15 protein-coding genes are annotated in these 21860 nt (G+C 69.8%); 8 read left to right on the forward strand and 7 right to left on the reverse strand.

From position 1 onward, the window contains the following. Nucleotides 1-63 precede the first annotated feature (63 nt). Both FB561_RS22015 and FB561_RS22020 read left to right on the forward strand, forming a co-directional pair. Nucleotides 64-2877, forward strand: coding sequence for a PKD domain-containing protein (locus FB561_RS22015; protein WP_145809697.1), 2814 nt, complete (start codon nt 64-66; stop codon nt 2875-2877). Next, nucleotides 2874-3689: a LamG domain-containing protein gene (locus FB561_RS22020; protein WP_145809699.1), complete on the forward strand. Its 816-nt coding sequence runs from the start codon at nt 2874-2876 to the stop codon at nt 3687-3689. Before FB561_RS22015 ends, FB561_RS22020 begins: the two co-directional genes overlap by 4 nt. 199 nt (nt 3690-3888) lie before the next feature. On the opposite strand, the gene FB561_RS22025 is transcribed toward FB561_RS22020, so the two are convergent. The 5 genes from FB561_RS22025 to cysC form a co-directional block, all read right to left on the reverse strand. Continuing rightward, nucleotides 3889-4971, reverse strand: a complete 1083-nt coding sequence (locus FB561_RS22025) for an IS110 family RNA-guided transposase (protein ID WP_145813238.1) — start codon at nt 4969-4971, stop codon at nt 3889-3891. Between the two features lie 220 nt (nt 4972-5191). Then, a protein-coding gene (locus FB561_RS22030; RefSeq protein WP_145801226.1) for an IS3 family transposase occupies nt 5192-6339 on the reverse strand; the annotation gives its coding sequence in 2 pieces (ribosomal slippage) (nt 5192-6060 and nt 6060-6339; 1149 coding nt in all). 262 nt (nt 6340-6601) lie between these two features. Beyond that, nucleotides 6602-7684 (reverse strand): CDP-glycerol glycerophosphotransferase family protein, encoded by a 1083-nt coding sequence (locus FB561_RS22035; protein WP_145809701.1) that lies wholly within the window; start codon nt 7682-7684, stop codon nt 6602-6604. Next, nucleotides 7674-8648 (reverse strand): sulfite exporter TauE/SafE family protein, encoded by a 975-nt coding sequence (locus FB561_RS22040; RefSeq protein ID WP_145809703.1) that lies wholly within the window; start codon nt 8646-8648, stop codon nt 7674-7676. Before FB561_RS22040 ends, FB561_RS22035 begins: the two co-directional genes overlap by 11 nt. 2 nt (nt 8649-8650) lie before the next feature. Beyond that, the gene (gene cysC, locus FB561_RS22045) at nt 8651-10018 is read right to left on the reverse strand and encodes an adenylyl-sulfate kinase (RefSeq protein WP_238334964.1); all 1368 of its coding nucleotides are present in this window, start codon (nt 10016-10018) and stop codon (nt 8651-8653) included. Nucleotides 10019-10370: 352 nt separating this feature from the next. Between cysC and FB561_RS22050 the strand changes: the two genes are divergently transcribed. The 5 genes from FB561_RS22050 to FB561_RS22070 all read left to right on the forward strand — a co-directional run bounded on the left by FB561_RS22050 (nt 10371) and on the right by FB561_RS22070 (nt 16031). Next, complete coding sequence (locus FB561_RS22050; RefSeq protein WP_145809707.1) at nt 10371-11930, forward strand: sugar transferase; 1560 nt, start codon at nt 10371-10373, stop codon at nt 11928-11930. After that, nucleotides 11930-12874 carry a GDP-L-fucose synthase family protein gene (locus tag FB561_RS22055; RefSeq protein WP_145809709.1) on the forward strand — a complete coding sequence of 315 codons (945 nt, stop codon included), beginning with the start codon at nt 11930-11932 and terminating at the stop codon, nt 12872-12874. Before FB561_RS22050 ends, FB561_RS22055 begins: the two co-directional genes overlap by 1 nt. Continuing rightward, a complete protein-coding gene (gmd, locus tag FB561_RS22060) occupies nt 12871-13854 on the forward strand; it encodes a GDP-mannose 4,6-dehydratase (protein WP_145809711.1) in 984 nt (327 codons plus the stop codon). The genes FB561_RS22055 and gmd overlap by 4 nt, the downstream gene beginning before the upstream one ends. Before the next feature lie 96 nt (nt 13855-13950). Beyond that, nucleotides 13951-14760, forward strand: coding sequence for a WecB/TagA/CpsF family glycosyltransferase (locus FB561_RS22065; protein ID WP_145809713.1), 810 nt, complete (start codon nt 13951-13953; stop codon nt 14758-14760). After that, entirely contained in the window at nt 14757-16031 is a 1275-nt protein-coding gene (locus FB561_RS22070) for an MATE family efflux transporter (RefSeq protein WP_145809715.1), read from the forward strand. Before FB561_RS22065 ends, FB561_RS22070 begins: the two co-directional genes overlap by 4 nt. 97 nt (nt 16032-16128) lie before the next feature. On the opposite strand, the gene FB561_RS22075 is transcribed toward FB561_RS22070, so the two are convergent. Both FB561_RS22075 and FB561_RS22080 read right to left on the reverse strand, forming a co-directional pair. Further along, on the reverse strand, nt 16129-17658 hold the full coding sequence (locus FB561_RS22075; protein ID WP_145809717.1) for a PQQ-binding-like beta-propeller repeat protein: 1530 nt from the start codon (nt 17656-17658) through the stop codon (nt 16129-16131). A 129-nt stretch (nt 17659-17787) separates the two neighbouring features. After that, nucleotides 17788-19986, reverse strand: coding sequence for a LamG-like jellyroll fold domain-containing protein (locus tag FB561_RS22080; RefSeq protein ID WP_145809719.1), 2199 nt, complete (start codon nt 19984-19986; stop codon nt 17788-17790). A 235-nt stretch (nt 19987-20221) separates the two neighbouring features. Here FB561_RS22080 and FB561_RS22085 point away from each other — a divergent pair, with 235 nt between their 5' ends. Beyond that, entirely contained in the window at nt 20222-21853 is a 1632-nt protein-coding gene (locus FB561_RS22085; RefSeq protein WP_145809721.1) for a Wzz/FepE/Etk N-terminal domain-containing protein, read from the forward strand. Nucleotides 21854-21860: the final 7 nt, after the last annotated feature.

Consider the following 21860-nt stretch of genomic DNA (forward strand, 5'->3'; position numbering starts at 1 on the left):
CCTTGGCTGGGGGGAGGCGCCGGACACCGGCGTTCCAGCCGAGCCCGTGTACAGGGGGTTGAGATGGCCTTACGCCGTTGGCCGTTGTTCGCCGTTGTCCTCGCGTTGGTGGCCGCACTCGGCCTCGCGGCGACCGAACGGGAAGCGGACGCAGTCCAGCTGCCGCAGACCACGATCGTCAGCGACAACCCGGTGGACTGGACCCCGCACGCGCTCAACGGAGAGGTCCACGCGCTGATCCAGATCGGGAACCGGGTGATCGTCGGCGGGACGTTCACCACGATCCGGTCGGCGACCAGTTCGACCCAGATCAGCCGGCGCTCGATCTTCGCGTACAACGCGACCACCGGCGCCCTGGATCCCACCTTCCTGCCGGTGGTGAACGGGTCGGTCGACACGTTGCTGGCCAGTGACGACGGGCAGTCGGTGTACATCGGCGGCGGCTTCACGACCGTCAACGGCACCAGCCAGCCGCGGCTGGCCCGGGTGAACCTGGACAACGGCAGCCTGGTCACCACGTTCCGGCCGAGCGTCAACCGGCAGGTGTACGACCTCAAGAAGTCCGGCGGGCGGCTGTACCTCGGCGGGCTGTTCACGGCGGTCGGCGGCCAGCCGCGGACCGTCCTGGCGGCGGTCGACCCGGACACCGGCGCGGTCGACCCGTTCCTCGCGATCACCTTCGCCGCGCCGGTCCGGGGGGCCGAGCTGCAGGTGGACAAGTTCGACATCACCCCGGACGGCAGCAAGCTGATTGCCATTGGCAACTTCTCGCAGGTGGGCGGGCTGTCCCGGACCCAGATCGTCATGCTGGACCTGGCCGGCGCCACCGCCACGGTCCGCAACTGGCACACGGCCCGGTTCGAACCGGACTGCTCCTCGCAGTTCTGGACGTACGTGCACGACGTCGACTTCTCGCCGGACGGCGCGTACTTCGTCGTCGTCACCACGGGCGGCACCCCACCGAACCGGCTGTGCGACTCGGCGTCGCGCTGGGAGACCAACGCGACCGGGAGCAACCTGCAGCCGAGCTGGATCAACTACACGGGCGGTGACACGCTCTGGAGCGTCGGGATCACCAGTGTCGCGGTGTACATCGGTGGTCACCAGCGCTGGGTCAACAACACCGGCGGCAGCAACAACGCGGCGCCGGGCGCGGTCTCCCGGGAGGGTCTGGCCGCGCTCGACCCGCTGAACGGCCTGCCGTTCTCCTGGAACCCGACCCGGACCCGCGGGGTCGGCGTCTTCGACCTGACCGCGGTCCCGGGCGGGCTGCTGATGGGCAGCGACACCGACCGGGTCGGCCAGAACTACGAGTTCCACGGCCGGCTGGCGATGTTCCCGAACTCGTCCCTGGTCCCGCCGCCCGGGTACACCGGCCAGCTGCCCGGCCCGGTGTACCGGCTGGGCGCGACCACGACGGTCCGCTCGTACGACGGCACCACGGCCGGCTCGGCGAACCCGGTGAACACCGGCACCACCAGCTTCGCGAACGCGCGCGGCGCGGTGATGATCGACGGCAACCTGTACACCGGGACGACCGACGGCACGCTGACCCGCCGGACCTTCAACGGCACCACGTTCGGTCCGGCGGCGACCGTGAACCTGCGCGGCCTGACCGCCTTCGCGACCGACCTGCGGAACGCGACCGGGATGTACTTCAGCAACGGCCGGCTGTTCTATACCGTGGCCGGCCAGTCCTCGCTGTACTACCGGTACTTCACCCCGGAGAGCCAGGTGGTCGGCGCCAGCCGGTTCGTGGCCAGCGGCAACCTCACCGGGGTGAACTGGAGCCAGGTGGCCGGGATGTTCCTGTCCGGCAACCAGTTGTACTGGGCGACCAGCGGTGACGGCAACCTGCACCGGGTGAACTTCGCGAACAACGTCCCGGTGGCCGGGACCGCGGTCGTGGTCAGCGGTCCGGGGATCGACGGCCAGGACTGGCGGTCGCAGGGCTCGTTCCTGCTCGCCGGCACCGGCCCGGTCCCGAACATCCGACCGTCGGCCGCCTGGTCCGGGACCTGCGACCTGCTGGCCTGCGACTTCAGCGGGACCGGCTCCAGCGACCCGGACGGCAGCATCGCGACGTACGAGTGGGACTTCGGCGACGGCAGTACGGCGACCGGGGCGACCCCGTCGCACACGTATACGGCGCCCGGCTCGTACACGGTGACGCTGACGGTGACCGACAACGAGGGCGCGACCGGGACCGACAGCCGGCCGCTGACCGTGTCCGACGTCGCGAACCCGATCGAGTTCGTCGGCGCCAACTCGTCGAACCAGAACGCGTTGACCCATACCGTGACGGTGCCACCGGCAACGAGTGCGGGCGACGGGTTGCTGCTGTTCTTCACCCAGAACACCTCGGCGACCCTGACCGGACCGACCGGCGTGACCGGCTGGACGTTGCTCCGGACCGTCACCGGCTCGGGGTACGTCACCAGGGTCTGGCAGAAGGTGGCTGGACCGAACGACGCGAACCAGAGCGTGTCGGTGAACCTGTCCGCCTACAGCAAGGCGGGTCTCACCGTCGCGGCGTACTCGGGCACGAGCCAGACGAGCCCGGTGGGCGCCTTCGCCTCGGCGACCGAGACGGTGACCAGGGCCGGTCACACGACCCCGGTGATCAACTCGACGATCCCGGGCGCGTGGCGCGTGTCGTACTGGGCGGACAAGTCCTCGGCGACGACGGCCTGGACGGCGCCGGCGGGGGAGCAGGTCCGCAGTACGTCCTTCGGTCTGCCGAGCGGCTACATCTCCACGCTGCTGACGGACCGGGGTGCCGCGGTACCGACGGGATCGCAGGGCGGCCTCACCGCGACCGCGAACAGCTCGAACTCCTCCGCGACCATGTGGACCCTGCTGTTGAGTCCGCGATGAACCGAAGAGGGTGGATCGCCGTGGGGACGGCGTTGGTCGTCCTCGGTACGGCAACGGGGTGCGGTCCGGCCGCGGGCGAGGACGGTGCGATGGACGAGATCGCGTCCACCGCGACACCGCCGCCGCCACAGTTGCTGCTCACGTTCGACGACCAGGAAGCAGGATCAGCCGCGGGACGCGAGATCCGCAGCGACGGCGGCTCCGCGGCCATCGTCGAGATGCTCACCGTCAACAAGGCCACGGCCGCCTTCGAGAAGGGGAGCAACGGCAGCACGGCGCTGAGGTTCCCGGCGTACTCGGGCACGTCGTCAGGCTCGTTCGCGGCACTGCGGATCGAGCCGGAGGAGTGGTTGTCGCCGGGCGAAGCGGAGTTCACGTTCGGCGCCGACATCAGACTCAACAAGCTCACCAACGGCAGCGAGATCGACAACGGCGACAACGTCCTCCAAAGGGGGCTCTTCGCCGACTCGGCCCAGTACAAGATCCAGGTCGACAAACACCGCCCCTCCTGCGTGATCCGCGGCAGCGAGGGCGCGGTGGTGGTGAAGTCCAAACAAGACCTGGACCCGGCCAAGTGGTACCGCCTGAGCTGCCACCGCCTGGACCGCACGGTCACGCTGACCGTGTCGGAGGTGGGGTCGGACGCGGCACCTCTCGTGGTGGAGAAGACAGGCGCCATCGGCACCCTCGACCTGATCGGAACCGAGCCGCTCTCCATAGGAGCCAAAATAGGAGCAGACGGCGAAGTAGTCCGCTCCAGCACAGACCAGTTCAACGGCTGGATCGACAACGTCAGCTACCTGAGAATCTGAAGTGTCTGCGCGTGGTTGATGTCGGCACGCAGGTGACGCGAGCCCAGCGCCCAACCACCCAGCAAGCTGGGGAGTTGGGCCGGGGCTGCCGGACGTGCAGCACTCATCAACCTGGGCGGCCGGCTGGGTGTCGGACTGGAGTAGGCGTGCAGGGCGTGGGGCGGTCGGTTGGTGGGGAGGTTGGATGCTCCTATGGATGTCAAGTAGTGGCTGGTTGCTTGTTGGTGGTGGGTTGTGTTTGGCGGAGTGTGTAGTAGATCTCGCGGGCGATGAGTCGTTTGAGGCAGCGGATGGTGTCTTTTTTGGACAGGCCGTCGGCGGTGCGTTTGGCGAGGTAGGTGTGGGTGCGTGGGTCCCAGCGGAGTCGGTTGATGACGATGAGGTAGAGGGCTTTGTTGGCTTGGCGGTCGCCGCCGCGGTTGAGGCGGTGGCGTTGTGTTTGGCCTGAGGATGCGGGGATCGGGGCGGCGCCGCAGAGCATCGCGAAGGCGGCTTCGGAGTGGATCCGTTCGGGGTTGGGGCCGGCGGTGACCAGGAGCTGCCCGGCGATGTCGGGGCCGACTCCGGTGAGCTGGAGAAGGGCCGGGTTGATCGTTTCGATCAGTGCTGTGATGAGGGTGTCGAGCTCGGCGATCTCTTGTTGGGCGGTGGTGTAGCGGCGTGCCAGTGAACGCAGCGCGGTTTTGACGGCTTGTTCGGGGACGCCGATCTGGGTGGAATCGGGTCGCAGGTTGCGGCAGGTGTGGATCAGGCGGGCGGTGGTGAGGCCTCGTAGCTGGTCGCGCAGACCATGGGGTGCGGTCACGATCAGGGCTTTGATCTGGCGCATGCAGCCGGCGCGTTGGTCGACGGCGCTGGTGCGGGCGACCCGCAGGTTCCGCAGCGCCTCGACCTGGCTGTCGCGGTTTTTGGGGGTGCCGGTGCGGACTTTGCCCAGGGCGGCGCGGGCGGCGGCTTCGGCATCGATCGGGTCGGATTTCCCGGCCCGGCGGCGGGTCTTACGGTTCGGCCGGTCGATCTCGACGACCGTGATGCCTTGCTCGCTCAGATAGGTCGTCAGACCGGCCCCGTAGGCGCCGGTGCCCTCCACTCCGGCCAGGACCAGCCGCCCGAACGACCGCAGCCAGGCCAGCAGCGCGGCATAGCCGGCCCGGGTGGTGGGAAACGTGGCATGGCCGAGCATCCGGCCGGTCTGATCGATCGCGGCCGCGGTGTGAGTGTCTCGGTGGGTGTCGACACCACCGGTGATCTCGACCTGGGACCGGGCCTCTGCTCGTGGCATGGTGGGTACTGCCGTCCTTCCACTGGCTAGGGATGAGGGCGGCACGCACCAGCCGAGGCGAGCGGACAAGACAGTGATGGGTGCCTGCTGGCACAGGCTCCTATGAGGTCACAAACCCCTCGTCCGGTGAGTGCACGTGACCCCCGCAGTGGTCGACCGACATATCCAATTCAAGACCCGGGACTGCCCCGAGTTCAGTTGACTCGTGGGGTGTGGTGGTTCAGGCCGCGAGTACGACCGGTTGAAGTGTCTCAAACTCGATGGGTGTGAGTTTGCCGAGGCCGCGTTGGCGGCGTCGGCGGTGGTAGGTGGTCTCGATCCAGGACACGATCGCCAGACGCAGTTCGTGTCTGGTGGTCCAGCGTCGTCGGTCCAGAACATTCTTCTGCAGCAGGGCGAAGAATGACTCCATCGCGGCGTTGTCGCCGCAAGCTCCGACGCGGCCCATTGATCCGCGCAGCTGGTAGGCCTTCAAGACCCGGACGAATTTCGTGGACCGGAACTGGCTGCCGCGATCCGAGTGCACGATCAGATTGGCAGTTGGTGCCCGCAAGGCGATCGCGTTCCGCAGCGCTGACACCGCCAGGGACGCCTTCATTCGTGACCCGATCGAGTAACCGACGATCCGGTTGGAGTAGACGTCCTTGATCGCGCAGAGGTAGAGCTTGCCCTCAGCTGTGGCGTGTTCGGTGATGTCGGTCAGCCAGATCAGGTTCGGTCCGGCCGCGCTGAACCCGCGTTTCACCAGGTCGTCGTGCACCGGTGGGCCGGCCTTGCGGGTCAGGCCGCGTTTCTTGGCGTGGATCGACCAGATCCGCTCCTGCGAGCACAACCTGGCGACCCGGTTCTCACCCGCGGCGACTCCGGCGTCGGCGAGCTCGTCGGCGATCAACCGGTACCCGAACGTCGGGTCATCGGCGTGAATGTCGATGGCGACGTTGATCAGGTGCGCATCGTCGAAATCTCTTTGCGTGACAGGATTCTTGCGCCACTTGTAGAAGGCTTGGGTGGTGAAGCCGAGTACCCGGCAGGTCACCGCGACAGGGATCGCGTCGGCGGCGAGGTCAAGGACCAGCGGGTACATCATTTTGGGTTGACGTCGCGGGCGAAGTAGGCCGCGGCGCGCCGCAAGATCTCGTTCTCCTGCTCCAACTGCCGGTTGCGCTTCTTCACCTCGCGCAGCTCAGCCGACTCCTCCCGAGTGGCGCCCGACTGGTGACCGTCCTCGATATCGGCCAGCTTCAGCCAGCGCTGCAGACACGACACGGAAATCCCGAAGTCCTTCGCGACCTGCGCGATCGGCGCCTCACCCTTGCGGGCAACCGCGACCACATCACGACGGAACTCCAACGGAAACGCTTTCGGCACGACAGACATCCTTCCAGCAAGGACCCAAGTCCTCACAGATCAGGAGTCAACCGAACCCGGGGCAGTCCCCCCGAAGTCAGTGAGTGCTTGAGTCAGGACGACCACCGCGGGGGACCACACCCATCATCCTCACTGTGAGTGGTGCAGGTCCGCTCCCACCCACGACCGCCGGACCGCGTGCCTCAACAACTGCTGCGAGCTTGCTCGCGTCCTCGGCCGTTCGGCGGGGTGAGGTTGACCGCGACCGCCTGTGTTGCTCGGTTCAGTTCTCGAAGATTGATTCGATGAGGCGGTCCGAGGCTTGGCCGTCGTCCAGGTGGCAGTAGCGGGTTCGGAAGGCTTCGTAGGCGTTTGCGTGCTGCCGGCCGACCGCTTCCTCTTCCGCCAAGGCTTCCGTCAGCTCGCCGGTCGTCGTCACGAGCGGGCCCGGGGCTTCTTCCTCCAGATTGAAGTAGAAGCCGCGCAGCTGGTCCCGGTAGTCCTTCAGGTCGTACGTGAAGAACACCATCGGTCGCCCGGTGATCGCGAAGTCGAACATCGTCGACGAGTAGTCCGTGACCATCGCGTCGGCCGCCAGGTACAGCGCCTGGATGTCCGGGTGCCCGCTCACGTCCCGCACGCGCGGGTGCCGCGGTACCGGGGACGCCGCCGCGACCAGGTGATGGAAGCGGAACAGCAGCACCGTGTTCTCCGGCAACCCCGCGAGCACCTGCTCCACCTCGGCGGCCAGCGGATTCGGCGCCGGGGATCCCGTCAACGCGTCGTCCCGCCAAGTCGGCGTGTAGAGCACAGCCCGCGTGTCCGGCGTCAGCCCGAGATCCGCGCGCACCTTCTCCCGCAGATCGTCCGCGTTCGGCCCCGACAGCACGTCGTTCCGGGGGTACCCGATCTCCAGGACCGAGCCCGTGTACCGGAACGCCTGGCGGAACTTGTCGGTCGAGAAGCGGTTCGGCGACACCAGGTGGTCCCAGCGCCGGATGTCCTTCGCCAGCCGCTTGGCATAGACGTCGGCACCCGCGTACTGCGCGTCCGGCACGTCGAAGCCGATCCGCTTCAACGGCGTGCCGTGCCAGAGCTGGACGTAGGTCGTGCGCGCCGTCTTCAGCGGATAGCGCGGCATCATGTCGTTCGCGAGGAAGTACCGCGCGGTCGCGATCCGCAGGAAGTACGCCGGGGTGTTGCGTACCACCCGCTCCACGTCGTCGGGCAGATCGACGTCGGGCCCGGAGACCACCCAGATGCGGCGCAGGTCGGGCCGTAGGACGGCTAGGCGTTCGGACACCGCGCGCGGGCTGTCGGAGTACTTGCCGCGCCAGCTCTCGAACACGACCGTGTCAGCGCTCATCGGCCGGACCTCCTGGTTTCTCGGGGACGACGTGGGCGCCCTGCAGCGCTCGGACAAGGTGCCGCTCGGTCAGCAACGGGAACCCGTGCCGGCGGCGGATCAGCATCCACAACGGGGGAGCGACGAGCAGCGCGGCCAGCAGGATCACCACGGTCTCCTGGTTCGGTACACCGAGCAGCTTCAGCGCCGACGCGAGCAGCACGAACGCGAGGATCCGCCGGATCAGCCCACCGGGAGCCCGCGACGAGATCCGCGCGCCCACCCACACCCCGGGGACGCAGCCGGCCAGCATCGCCACGGTCAGCCCGAACTCGAAGTCGCCGAACAACAGGTGCCCGAGCGCGGCCGACGCGACCAGCGGTACCGCCTGCAGCAGGTCGGTCCCGACGAGCTCGCTCGCCTTCAGCCCTGGGTAGAGCGCCATCAACGCGATGATGATCAGCGACCCGGATCCGACCGAGGTGAGCCCGACCACGAGTCCGCCGACGACGCCGACCAGGACGGTCGGGATCGGCCGCGCCGTGATCCGCGGCCGGCCCTGGGGGAGTGGCGGCAGCAGGCCGTCGCGTTTGCGGGCCCGTTCGACCAGCCGGATGTACGCGCGGACGGTGAGCCCGGTCGCCGCGATCAGCAGGGCGACACCGAGGGCGCGCTGGATGATCGCCTGCACCTCTTCGCCGTCGCCGAGCGCACGGGCGATCAGTACCCCACCGAAGGCGGCCGGGATCGAGCCGATGCACAACCAGAACACCAGCTTGAGATGGACGGTGCCGCGGCGCAGGTGGACGGCCGCGCCGACCGGCTTCATCACCGCACCGGCGACCAGGTCGCTGGAGACGGCGGCCAACGGGGGTACGCCGAAGAACAGGACGAGGACGGGCGTCATCAGCGCGCCGCCGCCCATGCCGGTCAGCCCGACGACGACCCCGACCCCGAACGCGGCGGCCGCGAGTGCCAGATCCACGGTCAGCCGCCGGGAGCTTGATCGGTTCCGCCGAGCCAGCCGCCGCGGGTGAGGTACCCGGTGATCACGGCGAGCGTCTCGGCCGGGTCCCGCTGCGTCGTGTCCACCCGGATCTCGGCGTCCAGCGGTTCGTCGTACGGGTCGCTGATGCCGGTGAACTGGGTGACCACGCCCGCGCGGGCCTTGCGGTACAGGCCTTTCACGTCCCGGCGCTCGCACTCTTCCAGCGGTGTCGCGACATGGACGAGGACCAGGTCGCCGACCGCCTCGACCATCGCGCGGACGGCGGCGCGGCTCTCGGCGTACGGCGCGATCGGTGCGCAGACCGCGATCCCGCCGTGCCGGGCCACCTCGGCCGCGACGAAGCCGATCCGCCGGACGTTGAGGTCGCGCCCGGACCGGTCGAAGCCGAGGCCGGACGAGAGCATCCGCCGGACCAGGTCACCGTCGAGCAGCGTGACCTTGCGGTCGGTGGTGGCGGCGAGCTGGTCCGCGAGTGCCTTGGCCAGCGTCGATTTGCCCGAGCCGGAGTACCCGGTGAAGAAGACGACGAGACCGCGGTACTGCCGGGGCGGCCGCCAGTGGGTCAGGATCGGCAGGACCGCGGCGAGCAGCCGGTCCGTACTGGTCGCCGGTTCGGTGGTCGCCTGCCGGACGGCGTCGAGCACGTCGGACCAGCGGCGATCGGCCGGCTCGGTCGCGGAGTTCGCGGCTCGCCCGGTGGCCGGTTTCGGATGCCACAGGTGGGTTCCTTCGAGCCCGGCCGTCACGGCCAGCGCGAGGGCGTGGTCGACGTCCGTACCCCGCCAGTGGACGGGGAGGGGGAGGACGGTGAACGTGTTCGGGACGACCTTGGCCAAGCATTGTCCGAGGACGTCCGCCGGGATCCCGTCCGGGGTCGGCCCCGCGGTCGGTACGACCAGGACGAGTTCCTCGGCCTCCAACGCCCGCAGCGATTTCAGGTCGGCGGCGGTGAGCGGCCGGCCGGGGACGACGACGACGCGGCTTCCGCCGACGCGGGCGGGCAGGCCGAGTGGTTCGGGCCCGACCGGGTGCAGCCGGCCCTCGATCCAGCCGGCGTCCGGCGACGAGATGGCGAGCTCGGACAGGATCGCGACCGGCGTGGACTCGCCGTCGGCGATCACCACCTCGCTCGCGAGCAGGGCGCGCCCGATCTCGTCGGCGGTGGCCGGCACCCGGACCCGGCCGGGCGCGGGCGGGTGCCCGAGCACGGCGTCGCCGAGAACCGCCAACGGCACCTTGATTCCGGACAGTGACAGCCCGACGTCGGCGATCACCTGGTCACCCGGACAGAGCACCGGCCGGCCAGGATCCGCGCGCAGCAACGGTCTAGTGACGTTTTCCAGCACAACCAGCCCCCCAGCTGTGAAACTGCCCGTCCCGCGGTCACACCCTCCGCGCCGCCGGGCCCCCGCTCGATCTCCCCCGCCGGTGACTCTCGGTCATCCGACCCGCCTAGTCTGACCCATCGACGGCCGCCGCGCCAGCAACCTCCGGAGGCGATCGGCAACGGTCGCGTATCGTCCTGGTGTCAGCGCTGTCGGCAGCCGGAAGCCTGCTCTACGGTTGGTACCGCACCGGCTACCGGCTGTGCTCCGAAGCGGTTTTGACACGGCTGTCCGGCAGCCTGCAAACTCCCCTAGGGGCCACTGCCGTCGGACGCCGTTGAGTGTGCATGACGGCTGGAGACGAGGGGCTGGTGTGAGCGGAGGGAAACACGTACCCGCGACGCCCCAGGACGTCCCGCCCGAGCAGGACCCGCCCGGATCCAGGACTCCGGTCCGGCCTTCCGACCTCGCCGACGGGCACGGCCCGATGTGGGTGGTCCCGCACGAGGTCCCGGCGATCGTCCCGCTGCCGTCCAGTTCGACCGAGCCGCGCTGGATCGGGGTGTACCGCTGGGCCGCCGTCGGCGGCGACCTGCTGGCCGCGGTCATCGGGATCTCGATCGCGCTGCTGACCCGCTTCGGCTACCACGTCGGCAACGGGTACCTGGTGATGGGCAGTCTGCTGCCGTTGGCCTGGGTCGCCGCGGTCGCGCTCACCAAGGGCTACGACCCGCGGTACTTCGGCGCCGGGCCGGAGGAGCTGCGATCCCTGCTGCGCGCCGGGGTCGGTCTGACCGCCGCGATCGCGATGGCGTCGTACGCGACCAGGAGCGAGATCGCCCGCGGCTTCGTGGTCCTGGCGATCCCGGTCACGGTGCTCGCGGCGTTGCTGCTGCGGTACGGGTTGCGCAAGGACCTGCATCGGCATCGGCTCCGAGGTCGCTGCATGCACCGGGTTCTCGTGGTCGGCCGAAGGGGGCCGGCCGCAACTTTGTGTGAGCACCTCGAGAGCCGCCCGTCGGACGGGTTCCGCGTCGTCGCGACCTGCCGGCCACGGGACGACAGCCGCGGCACCGGCCCGCTGCGCCCGGACGAGCTGGACGAGCCGGACATCCTGGCCGCCGTCGACCGGCATGCTGTCGACGTGGTCGCCGTCGCCACCGACCCAGAGCTCGCCGGGCAGTCCCTGCGCCGGTTGTCGTGGGCGTTGGAGCAACGGGGGATCGAGCTGATCGTGTCGCCGGGCATCATCGAGGTCGCCGGGCCGCGGATCTCGGTCCGCCCGGTCGCCGGCCTGTCCTTGTTGCACCTGGAGCGGCCGTCGGTGAGTGGTGGTCCGCACCTGATGAAGGCGATCTTCGACCGGATCGTGGCGCTCGCCCTGATCGTCCTGATGGCACCGCTGCTGATCGGGCTGACGCTCGCGGTCAAGCTGACCAGTTCGGGTCCGGTGCTGTTCCATCAACGCCGGGTCGGCCGGGCCGGGACCGAGTTCACGATGCTGAAGTTCCGCAGTATGTACACCGACGCGGAGCAGCGGCTCAGCGACCTGTACACCCTGAGCGACGGCAACGGCGTCCACTTCAAGATGCGCCAGGACCCACGGGTCACGCCGCTCGGCCGGTGGACCCGGCGGTTCTCGCTGGACGAGCTGCCGCAGCTGATCAACGTACTGCGCGGCGACATGTCCCTGGTCGGGCCGCGGCCGCCGTTGGCCGAGGAGGTCGCGCTGTACGCGGCGGACGACTCCCGGCGGATGTTGGTCAAGCCGGGCATGACAGGGTTGTGGCAGGTGAGCGGCCGCAGCGACCTGTCCTGGGACGAATCGGTCCGGCTGGACCTGCGCTACGTGGACAATTGGTCGATGACGCTGGACCTGCTCATCCTCTGGAAGACGCTGCGCGCGGTGTTCTACGGATCAGGAGCCTATTGATGACGATCGACCCACGGTCCGTGGTGTACGTCGCGGGCCACCGGGGCCTGGTCGGCTCCGCGGTCCGGCGCCGGCTCGAGGCGGCCGGATTCAGCCGGCTGATCGGCGCGACCTCGGCCGAGCTGGACCTGCGGGACCGGGACGCCACCTTCGCCTTCCTGGCCGAGCACCGGCCGGACGTGGTGATCGACGCGGCCGCCCGGGTCGGCGGGATCCTGGCGAACCGGGACCACCCGACCGAGTTCCTCAGCGACAACCTGCGCATCCAGGTGAACCTGATGGACGCCGCGCTCGCGGTCCGGACGCCCCGGCTGCTCTTCCTCGGCTCGTCCTGCATCTACCCCAAGTACGCCGACCAGCCGATCCGCGAGTCGAGCCTGCTGACCGGCGAGCTGGAGCCCACCAACGACGCGTACGCGATCGCGAAGATCGCCGGCATCATGCAGGTCCAGGCCGTCCGCCGGCAGTACGGCCTGCCCTGGATCTCGGCGATGCCGACCAATCTGTACGGGCCGAACGACAACTTCGACCCGGCCAGCTCGCACGTCCTGCCGGCCCTGATCCGCCGGTTCCACGAGGCCGCGTCGACGGACGCCGCCGAGGTGGTGCTGTGGGGGACCGGGACGCCGCGGCGGGAGTTCCTGCACGTGGACGACCTGGCCGACGCGTGCCTGCACCTGCTCGAGCACTACGACGAGCCGGAGCCGATCAACGTCGGCGTCGGCACCGACGTGACCATCCGCGAGCTGGCCGAGCTGGTCGCCCGGACGATCGGCTACACCGGCACGATCAGCACCGACCCGTCGAAGCCGGACGGGACCCCGCGCAAGCTGCTCGACGTGAGCCGGCTGAGCGCGCTGGGCTGGAAGCCGGGGATCGATCTCGCGGACGGCGTGGCGAGCACGTACGCCTGGTACCGCGGCCAGCTGGGAGGAGCGGAATGAAGAAGGCCCTGATCACGGGGATCACCGGCCAGGACGGTTCGTACCTGGCCGAGTTGCTGCTCGGGAAGGGCTACGAGGTGCACGGCCTGATCCGCCGGGCCAGCACCTTCAACACGCACCGGATCGACCACCTGTACGAGGACCCGCACGAGCAGGACAAGCGGCTGTTCCTGCACTACGGCGACCTCACCGACGGATCCAGGCTGGTCACCCTGCTGGCCACGATCCAGCCGGACGAGGTGTACCACCTGGCCGCGCAGAGCCATGTCCGGGTGAGCTTCGACGAGCCGGAGTACACCGGTGACACCACCGGGATGGGCACCACCCGGCTGCTCGAGGCGATCCGGATGATCGGGCTGGACTGCCGGTTCTACCAGGCGAGCAGCTCGGAGATGTTCGGCGCCGCGGCCCCACCGCAGAACGAGGACACCCCGTTCTACCCGCGCTCGCCGTACGGCGCGGCCAAGGTCTACGGGTACTGGATGACCCGGAACTACCGCGAGGCGTACGGCATGTTCGCGGTGAACGGGATCCTGTTCAACCACGAGAGCCCGCGCCGCGGCGAGACGTTCGTGACCCGCAAGATCACCCGGGCGGTCGCGCGGATCAAGCTCGGCCGGGAGAAGCGGCTCTACCTGGGCAACCTGGAAGCCTGCCGCGACTGGGGCTACGCACCGGAGTACGTCGAGGCGATGTGGCGGATGCTGCAGCACGACAAGCCCGAGGACTACGTGGTCGCCACCGGGACGTCGTACTCGGTCCGCGACTTCGTGGCGCTCGCGTTCCAGCACGCCGGCCTGGACTGGCAGGCGCACGTCGACTACGACGCCCGGTACGAGCGGCCGACCGAGGTGGACTCGTTGATCGGTGACGCGTCGAAGGCGCAGACCGAGCTGGGCTGGAAGGCCCAGGTGCACGTCCCCGAACTGGTCCGGATCATGGTCGACGCCGACCTCGCCGCCCTCGCCGAGCCAGACTGACCCAGCACGACCGACTCAGCGCCGGCCCTCCCACTACCGGCGCGCCTCGCACCACCCCGTACAGGACTGAGCCCCCCACAGGACTGAGGAACAACAATGACCGCCGAGATGACGGGCCCGCCCGCGACCGGCCACGCCGATCGAGCCCGGACCGGAGACGCGCGTGTCGACGTGCTCGGGATCCACGTCAGTGTCACCGACATGGACGACACCGTGGACCGGTTCGGCAAGTGGATCGCGAACGACGACCGGCAGCTGGTCTGCGTCTCGGACATGAACGCCCTGCTGCACGCCCGCGCCGACGAGCGGCTCACCGAGGTGTACAACACCTCCGGCCTCACCCTGGCCGACGGGATGCCGCTGGTCTGGGCCGGGAAGAAGGCCGGCTTCGGGCAGATGGCTCGGGTCTGTGGTCCCGACCTGCTCGAGCGGGTGATGGCCGAGGCGGCCGAGCGCGGCTGGTCGCAGTACTTCTACGGCGGGGCCGACGGCGTCGTCGAGCAGTTGCGGGACACGTTCACCGCGAAGCACCCGGGGCTGAAGGTCGCGGGCGTGTACTCCCCGCCGTACCGGGCGTTGTCGCCGCAGGAGACCGCGGAGGTCGTGGACCGGATCAACGCGGCCGCGCCGGACATCGTCTGGGTCGGGCTGGGCGCACCGAAGCAGGAGCGCTGGATGGCCGACCACCGGGACCGGCTGGACGCCGCGATCCTGATCGGCGTCGGCGCCGCGTTCGACTTCCACACCGGCCGGCTCGACCGGGCCCCGGTGTGGATGCAGAAGGCCGGGCTCGAATGGAGCTACCGGCTCTCCAAGGAGCCGCGGCGGCTCTGGAAGCGGTACGTGCTGGGCATTCCGCGGTTCTGCCTCGCCATCCTGCGCCGGCCACCGCGGCCGGTTTCTTGAACCTCCGCAGGTTCGCGGGCCCGGCGAGTCGCGCGGGCTGGGGGCTGGCCGACCAGGGGTTGTCCAGCCTCAGCAACCTCGCGGTCGGCGTCCTCGTCGCCCGCAGCAGCAGTGTCGCGGACTTCGGTGTGTACGCGCTCGCGTTCGGCGGCTACACGATCGCGCTGAACGTCTCCCGCGCGATCGCCACCGAACCGCTCGGCGTCCGGCACGCGGGCAGCCGTACCCCCACCTGGCACAAGGCGGTTCGCGCGAGTACGGCGACCGCGTTCCTGGCCGGCGTCGCGGCGATGATCGTCGGCCTGGTGATCGCGGCCGTTCCGGGGGTACCGTCGCACCTGGTGTTGCTCGCCTTCGCGGTGACGATGCCCGGGTTGTTGCTGCAGGACGCGTGGCGGTGGGCGTTCTTCGTGGTGGGGGAGGGGCGGAAGGCGTTCGTCAACGACCTGATCTGGCTGGTCGCGATGGGCGTGCTGTTCGCCGCGTTGTACCTGACCGGGTCGGCGTCGGCGTTCTCGTTGACGCTGAGCTGGGGACTCGGGGCGGTGATCGCGGCGATCGCCGGGCGGTTCCAGGCCGGCGTGGCGCCGCGGTTCCAGTTGGTGAAGGACTGGTTGCGGGCGAACCGTGACCTGACTCCGAAGTACGTCGGCGAGATGCTCGCGGTGAGCGGCACGATCCAGGTGTACATGCTCGGCATCACCGCGGTCGCGGGGATCGCGGCGGTGTCCGGCATCCGCGGGGCGCAGGTCCTGCTGGGCCCGGTGAACGTGCTCAACCAGGGCATCCGGGCGGTCGCCGTACCGGAGGCGGCGCGCGCGTTGCGGCATTCGTACCGTCGGCTGTGGCGGGTCGGGCTGGTCATCTCGGCCGGCGTCGGCGCGGGGGCGCTCGGGTGGGGCGCGATCTTCTTGCTGTTGCCTGAAGCGGTCGGGCGCGAGCTGCTCGGTCCGGGCGTGTGGGCCGAGGCGAGCGCGGTGATGATCCCGGTGATCCTGCTGCAGGCCCTCGGCGCCTCCAACGCGGGCGCCTTCGCCATCCTCCGCGCCCTGGCCGCCGCGTCCCGTGGTCTCCGGGTCAGGCTGATCTCGTCGGTCGTCCTGATCGCCTCAGGCATCACGGGCGCGTACCTGGGCGGCCCACCCGGCGCCGCCTGGGGCCTCGCCCTGGCCGCCTTCTGCACCCTGCTGCTCTGGTGGCACGAAGCCCACCGAGCAATCAAAGCCCACCGCAACAACCCCACCCCGGTCCCGAACCCCGACAGACTCTGACCAATCGTCGCCCCTCACCTCCACCCCAAGCGAGTGTCGCGGCAGCAAGAAGCCCTCGCCCGGTGCCGGGCGAGGGCCTCTCTTTCAGCGCCTTTTTCTACTTCACCGTGATCGGTGCTGAGGTGGCCGACTTGACCACGTTGCGGCCGTCGAGGACCTCGAGGTGGTAGCTGACCACCGAGCCGCTCTTGGCGCCGGTGTCGGTGTGGGTGACCAGCGTCGAGCTGTGCCAGCCGTACGAGTTCCGGTTCCACTGGCCGACCAGGCGGGTGCCTTGGTAGAGCTTGTAGGTCAGGGTGATGTTGTCCGGGTCCACCACGGTGTTGAACGACAGCCCGACCTTGCCCGCGACCGGGCTGTTCGACTTGGGCGCGGCCGGCGTCTTCGCCTTCGCTCCCGGCGCCGCGTTGGTGAACCGGGTGATGCCCTGCTGCGCCACACCGTTCACGTGCAGGAAGTCACCGCCGACCCACAGGTCGCTCCCGCCGGCGGCCATCGCCAGCGGACCGACCTTGGTCGCGCTGTTCTGGTCGGCGTCGGTGTTCGGGAACCACGCCCCGAGCTTGCCGGTCACCCCGCTGTGCACCAGCAGGTAGTGGGTGCCGGTGCCGTCCGGGAAGTACGCCGGGTCGTCCATCTGGCAGTTGTGCGCGTGCGAGCCCTTGTAGACCCAGTCACCGATCGCCTTGATCGCCTCTGTCGCGCCCAGGCACTTGCTCTGCCAGAGCAGCTTGCCGGTCGCCACGTCCGCGGCCAGGATGCCGTCGTAGCAGCCGGTCCCGTCGCCGCCGTTGGAGACGTAGACCTTGGACCCGTAGGTGTCGATGTCCTTCACCCGGGTGACACAGCGGCTGGTCGGTTCGGGGATGGCCGACGCGGCCGCCATCGCGTACGGGATGCCGGTGCTGTTGTTCAGCGCGACCAGGGTGTTGTGGTGCTGGCCGTAGACGGTGGTGAACGGGCCGCCGGCGTACACCTTGGTGCCGTTGTCGGCGACGTCGATCGCGTACACCTCGTCGTTGGCGTTCGGGTTCCACGGGAGCAGGGCGCCGCTGTTCAGCGCGAGGGCGGCGAGCCGGTTCCGGACGACGCCGGAGACGCGGCCGAAGGAGCCGCCGATGAAGACGCTGTTGCCGTAGATCGCGACCGCCTTGACCCGGTAGCTGACCGACGGGCGGAAGCTGGACAGCGCGCCGGTGGCCGCGTTGAACATCGCGATCCGGTTCCGCGGCTGGCCGTTGACGGTGGTGAAGTCGCCGCCGACGACGATCCACTTCTGGTCCAGCGAGGCGGCGATGCTCCAGACCGGGCCGTTCAGCTTCGGCGCGAAGCTGGACGCGTTGCCGGTGGTCCGGTTGAAGGACGCGATGTACGTCCGGACCGCCTCGCCCTGACCGGCCGGCTTGCCCGGCGGACGGACCCGGCTGAACAGGCCCCCGATGAACACGGAGCCACCGGCGACGGCGACCGCGTTGACGGGTGCGTTGGTCTGCCAGGAGCTCTGCTTGAGCGCGGACACCGCGGTGCCGAATCCGGGCGAGGCCGCCTGGACGGGCGGACCTGCGGGGATCAGCGCGGCGGCCACGACGGCTCCGACGGTGACCAGGGCCAGGACTAACTTCTTCATCAACGTCCTTCGGACTGAAAGCGGGCGGGCTTCTGTGACCCGCGAAAATCTAGCGGTGACGGCAGGCCACCAGGAAGGCGGCCTGCCGTCAGCGTTATGACGTTGTGCTGTTAGCGCGTGACGATCCGCTCAGCGGGCCGCGTGATGTGCCTGAATCCGGGCCGCGTCCAGGGCGTACGGGTAGACCGCGGCCTCGTCGATGACCATGCCGGTCTGGGACGCGCCGCCGCCGGGCCAGCCGCCGATGTTGTCGTACCCGACCCGCCACCAGCCGTAGTACGTGGCCAGCGAACCGACCGTCTGGCTACCGACCTGGACGCCGTCGACGTACAGCTTCATGGTGCCGTTGTCGTACGTCCCGGCAACGTGGTGCCACTGGCTGTCGTTCTTGCCGCTCGCACTGGTGAGGGTGCGCTGGCTGCCGTCGTTGACGCCGAAGGTGATGGCGCCGTTGCTGCGCATGTAGAGCATCCGGTCGCCACCGTTCGCGCCGTTGCCGGTGCGGTTGTTGCCGAATCCGACGATCCGGCCGCCGCGGAGGAAGCTCTGCTTCACCCACGCCTCGACGGTGAACTGCTGCGGGAAGCTGTACGCCTTCTCGCCGACCATCCGCCCGGTACTGGAGTTCACGGTCGCCGCCGTGTTGCCCGCGATCGCCCCGGCCGTCCCCAGCGTCATCCCGGTGAACGTGCCGTTGTTGCTCTGCCCGGACGAGTCCACCGACGTGGTGGTGCCCAACGACTCACCCAGCCGCCAGTACGCCTGCGGCCCGTCCGATCCGACGAGCTGGTCGTACGCGGTGGACGCGGTACTCGCCACGGTGATCGGGTCGGAGTAGTTGCCGCGCAGGGTGTTCGTCCCGTCGGTCACCTCGACCCGGTAGTTCGTCACCTCACCCGGCGTCACGTCGGTGTCGGTGTAGTGCAGCCACGGCCGGTCCCACGGAGTGGAGGTGGCCGTGAAGGTCGCGATCGTGGTGTTGCTGAATCCCTTGAGCAGCCGGTACGTCAGCGTGCTGTCGTCGTTGTCCACGACAGTGGGGAAGTGGATCTGCACGACACCGGGCTGCACGCTGTACGGGATGAGCTTGGCCGGCTTGGCCGGAGCGGTGCCCGGACCGGCGGTGGTGTACCGGGTGAGGCCCTGCTGTGCGACGCCGTTGCTGGTGGTGAAGTCACCGCCGACCCACAGGTCCGAGCCGCCGCTGGCGAAGGCGAGCGGGCCGACCTCGGTGGGCGCTCCGGCGTTGGTGTTCGGGAACCACGGTCCCAGCTTGCCGTCGGTGAGGGACTGGGTCAGCAGGAACCGGTACCCGAAGCCCTGCGGGAAACCACCGGTGCCGTTGTAAGCGCAGTCGTGCGCGTGCGAGCCCTTGTACAGCCAGCCGTCCACCACCTTGACGGCCTCGGTGGCGCCCAGGCACTCGTTCTTCCAGATCAGCGCGCCGGTCCCGACGTCCGCGGCCCAGGTGCCGTCGAAGCAGCCCTGGCCGTCGCCGCCGTTGCCGAAGTACACCTTGTCGCCGCTGGTGTCGATCGCCTTCACCCGGGTCTTGCACTGCCCGTTCGGCGGCGGGACCGCGGCGGCGGCCGGGAACGGCAGCACGGCGCCGCTCACCGGGTCGAGGCTGGAGACGGTGTTCTGGCTGGTGCCGTTGACCGTGCTGAACTGGCCGCCCGCGTACACCTTGGAGCCGTCGTCGGCCACGTCCACGGCGTACACGTCGCCGTCGATGGCCGGCGCCCACGGCAACAACGTGCCGTCCTGCGAGACCGCGGCGAGCCGGGGCCGGTCCTGTCCGTTGACGAGGCCGAACGAGCCACCGAAGTACACCGTGCCGCCGCTGACCGCGATCGACTTGACCCGGTAGGAGACCGACGGCTTCCAGGTCGGGACGAGCTCGCCGGTGGCCGTGTCGAACGCGGCGATCCTGTTCCGGGTGACGCCGTTGACGGTGGTGAAGTCACCGCCGACGTACAACCGGGAGCCGTCGGCGGACGCGGCCACGGCGTACACCTGGCCGTCGAGGACCGGGGTGAACGCGGTGACCAGGTTCCCGGTGGCCGCGTCGAAGGCGGCCAGGTACGCCTGGCCCACCTCGTTGGTGCCGGCCGGCGAACCCGGCGGCCGCACACTGGTGAAGCGTCCGCCGACGTACGCCCTGCCCGCGGCCACGGTGATGCCCTGCACGCTGGCGTTGGTCTGCCAGACCGGACTGTCGGCGGCCGAGAGCGAGGCGCCGATGCTCTGCGCGGGCGTCGGCGTCAGCGCCGTCGCCAGCAGGGCACCCACCACACCGAGGCGTGCGACGAGCCATCTTCTTTTCATGCTGAGGTAGTCCCCCTCCACGTGACGCCGACCCCGGCGTCCCCGATCCGACACAGCTGCCCCGGACCCCCGGGGAGCAGCGTAGGTCACCGGGCCCAACGGAGGGGAAACTCCCGGTGCGTCCCGGGCGTCCGGCGCGGTTTCGTGGGAATGACGTTCCGGATATCCTGTGCTGCGGCAGGGAGCCGGTCACCCATCGTGATGCCGGTCATCGGCGAAGGAGTTGGGGGACCGGATGGAGCCCGGCACGGTGGTTTGGCGGGACACGGCCCAGTCGCTGCTGCGGCACAAGTGGCTGATCCTCGGCTGCGTCCTGCTCGGCCTGGTCGGCGCGTCGTTCTTCTCGCTGTCGCAGACCGAGCGGTGGACCGCCTCGAGCCAGGTCGTGATCGGCCCGGCGGTCCCGCCCGCGCTGGTCGGCAAGCTCCCCACCGGGACCGACAAGACCGGCCCGCTCGGTATGGACCTGCCGGCCGAGACCCAGGCCCGGGTGATGGCCAGTCCCACGTTGCTGCGCGAGGTGGCGAAGTCGCTGGAGCTGCCGACGACGGACGAGTCGGTCCAGGAGCTCGCCGCGGTGACCCGGGTCAAGGCGGTCACCGACAACGCGTACCTGGTCACCATCGACGGCCCGACCGCCTCCGAGGCCGCCCGCCGCGCGAACGCGATCTCCCGGATCTACCTGGCCCAGCGCACGAACGAGGCGAAGGTGCTGCTGACCACGCTGGCGACCCAGGCCACGGATCGGTCCAAGACGGCGAACGCGCAGTCGAGGAGCCTGGTCAGCCAGATCGGTGAGGCCGTGGCCCGGGGCGACTCGCAGACCGCGGCCGCGTTGCGTGACCAGCGGGTCGGTCTGGCGACCGAGGCCCGGCAGGCCGCCGACGAGGCGTCCGCGATGCGCAAGGCGTTGACGGGCGTCGGGTCGAGCAGCCAGCTGGTCACCCCGGCCACCGCGGAGACGGCCACCTCCTCGCCGAAGGTGGCCCGCGACATCACCGTCGGCGGCATCCTCGGTCTCGTCCTCGGCTTCGGCCTCGCCCTGGTGAGTACGCACCTGAGCCCGTTCGTCCTGACCCGCGACCAGGCCGCCAAGGCCGCGAGCGCACCGGTCATCACCGCGTCGATCGGCCGCCGCCGGTTCTGGCGAAGGGCCGCACCGCAGCTCCCGCCGTCCGAGCTCACCGCCCTCGGTACCGAGGCCAGCGGCGCGCTCGCTCGCCGCGAGCTGAACCCCCGCGGAATCGGTACCGGCGGCGCGGGCGCCCTGCTCGTGGTGTCCGCCTCCCCGACGCCGAACTCGGCCGGGATCGCCCTGGCGATGGCCGAGGCGAGCGCGCGCGACGGCCGCGAGACCCTGCTGGTGCTCGCCGACCTGCACGGTACGCCGGTCCTGTCCCACGTCACCGACCACGAGGGACTGACCGATCTGGTCGCCGAGCCGGCCGGTACGCGGGCGGTCCGGGCGCGCAAGCTCTTCCGCCCGGGCACGGTCGCCGACCTGTACGTGCTGCCGCCCGGTCTGACCTTCGACGACTCCGCCCTGGCGGTCGGCCCGTCGTTGGTCCCGGGGATCATCGCGGACCTGCCGCCGGGGTACTCGGTCGTCATCCACGGCCCCGCCTCGGTCGGCCGGCACGGCATCACCCCGCTCGCGGCCGCGGTCGACGCTTCCGTCCTGGTGGTCCAGGTCGGCCACGACAAGGACACCGACGTCAGCCGGCTCACCGCGGCGCTGGCGTTCGCGGGCGCGCCCGTTCTCGGCGTCGTCCTGGTCGGCGCCTCGCAGCACGACGAGACTCTCGGGATCCCGCTGAACTACACGCCGGCCGACACCGGCGTACCCTCTCCGCCGCCGATGCGCTGACGGTGTC

Origin of the sequence: Kribbella amoyensis (assembly GCF_007828865.1) — a bacterium.
In the GTDB taxonomy this organism is placed as follows: Bacteria; Actinomycetota; Actinomycetes; order Propionibacteriales; family Kribbellaceae; genus Kribbella; species Kribbella amoyensis.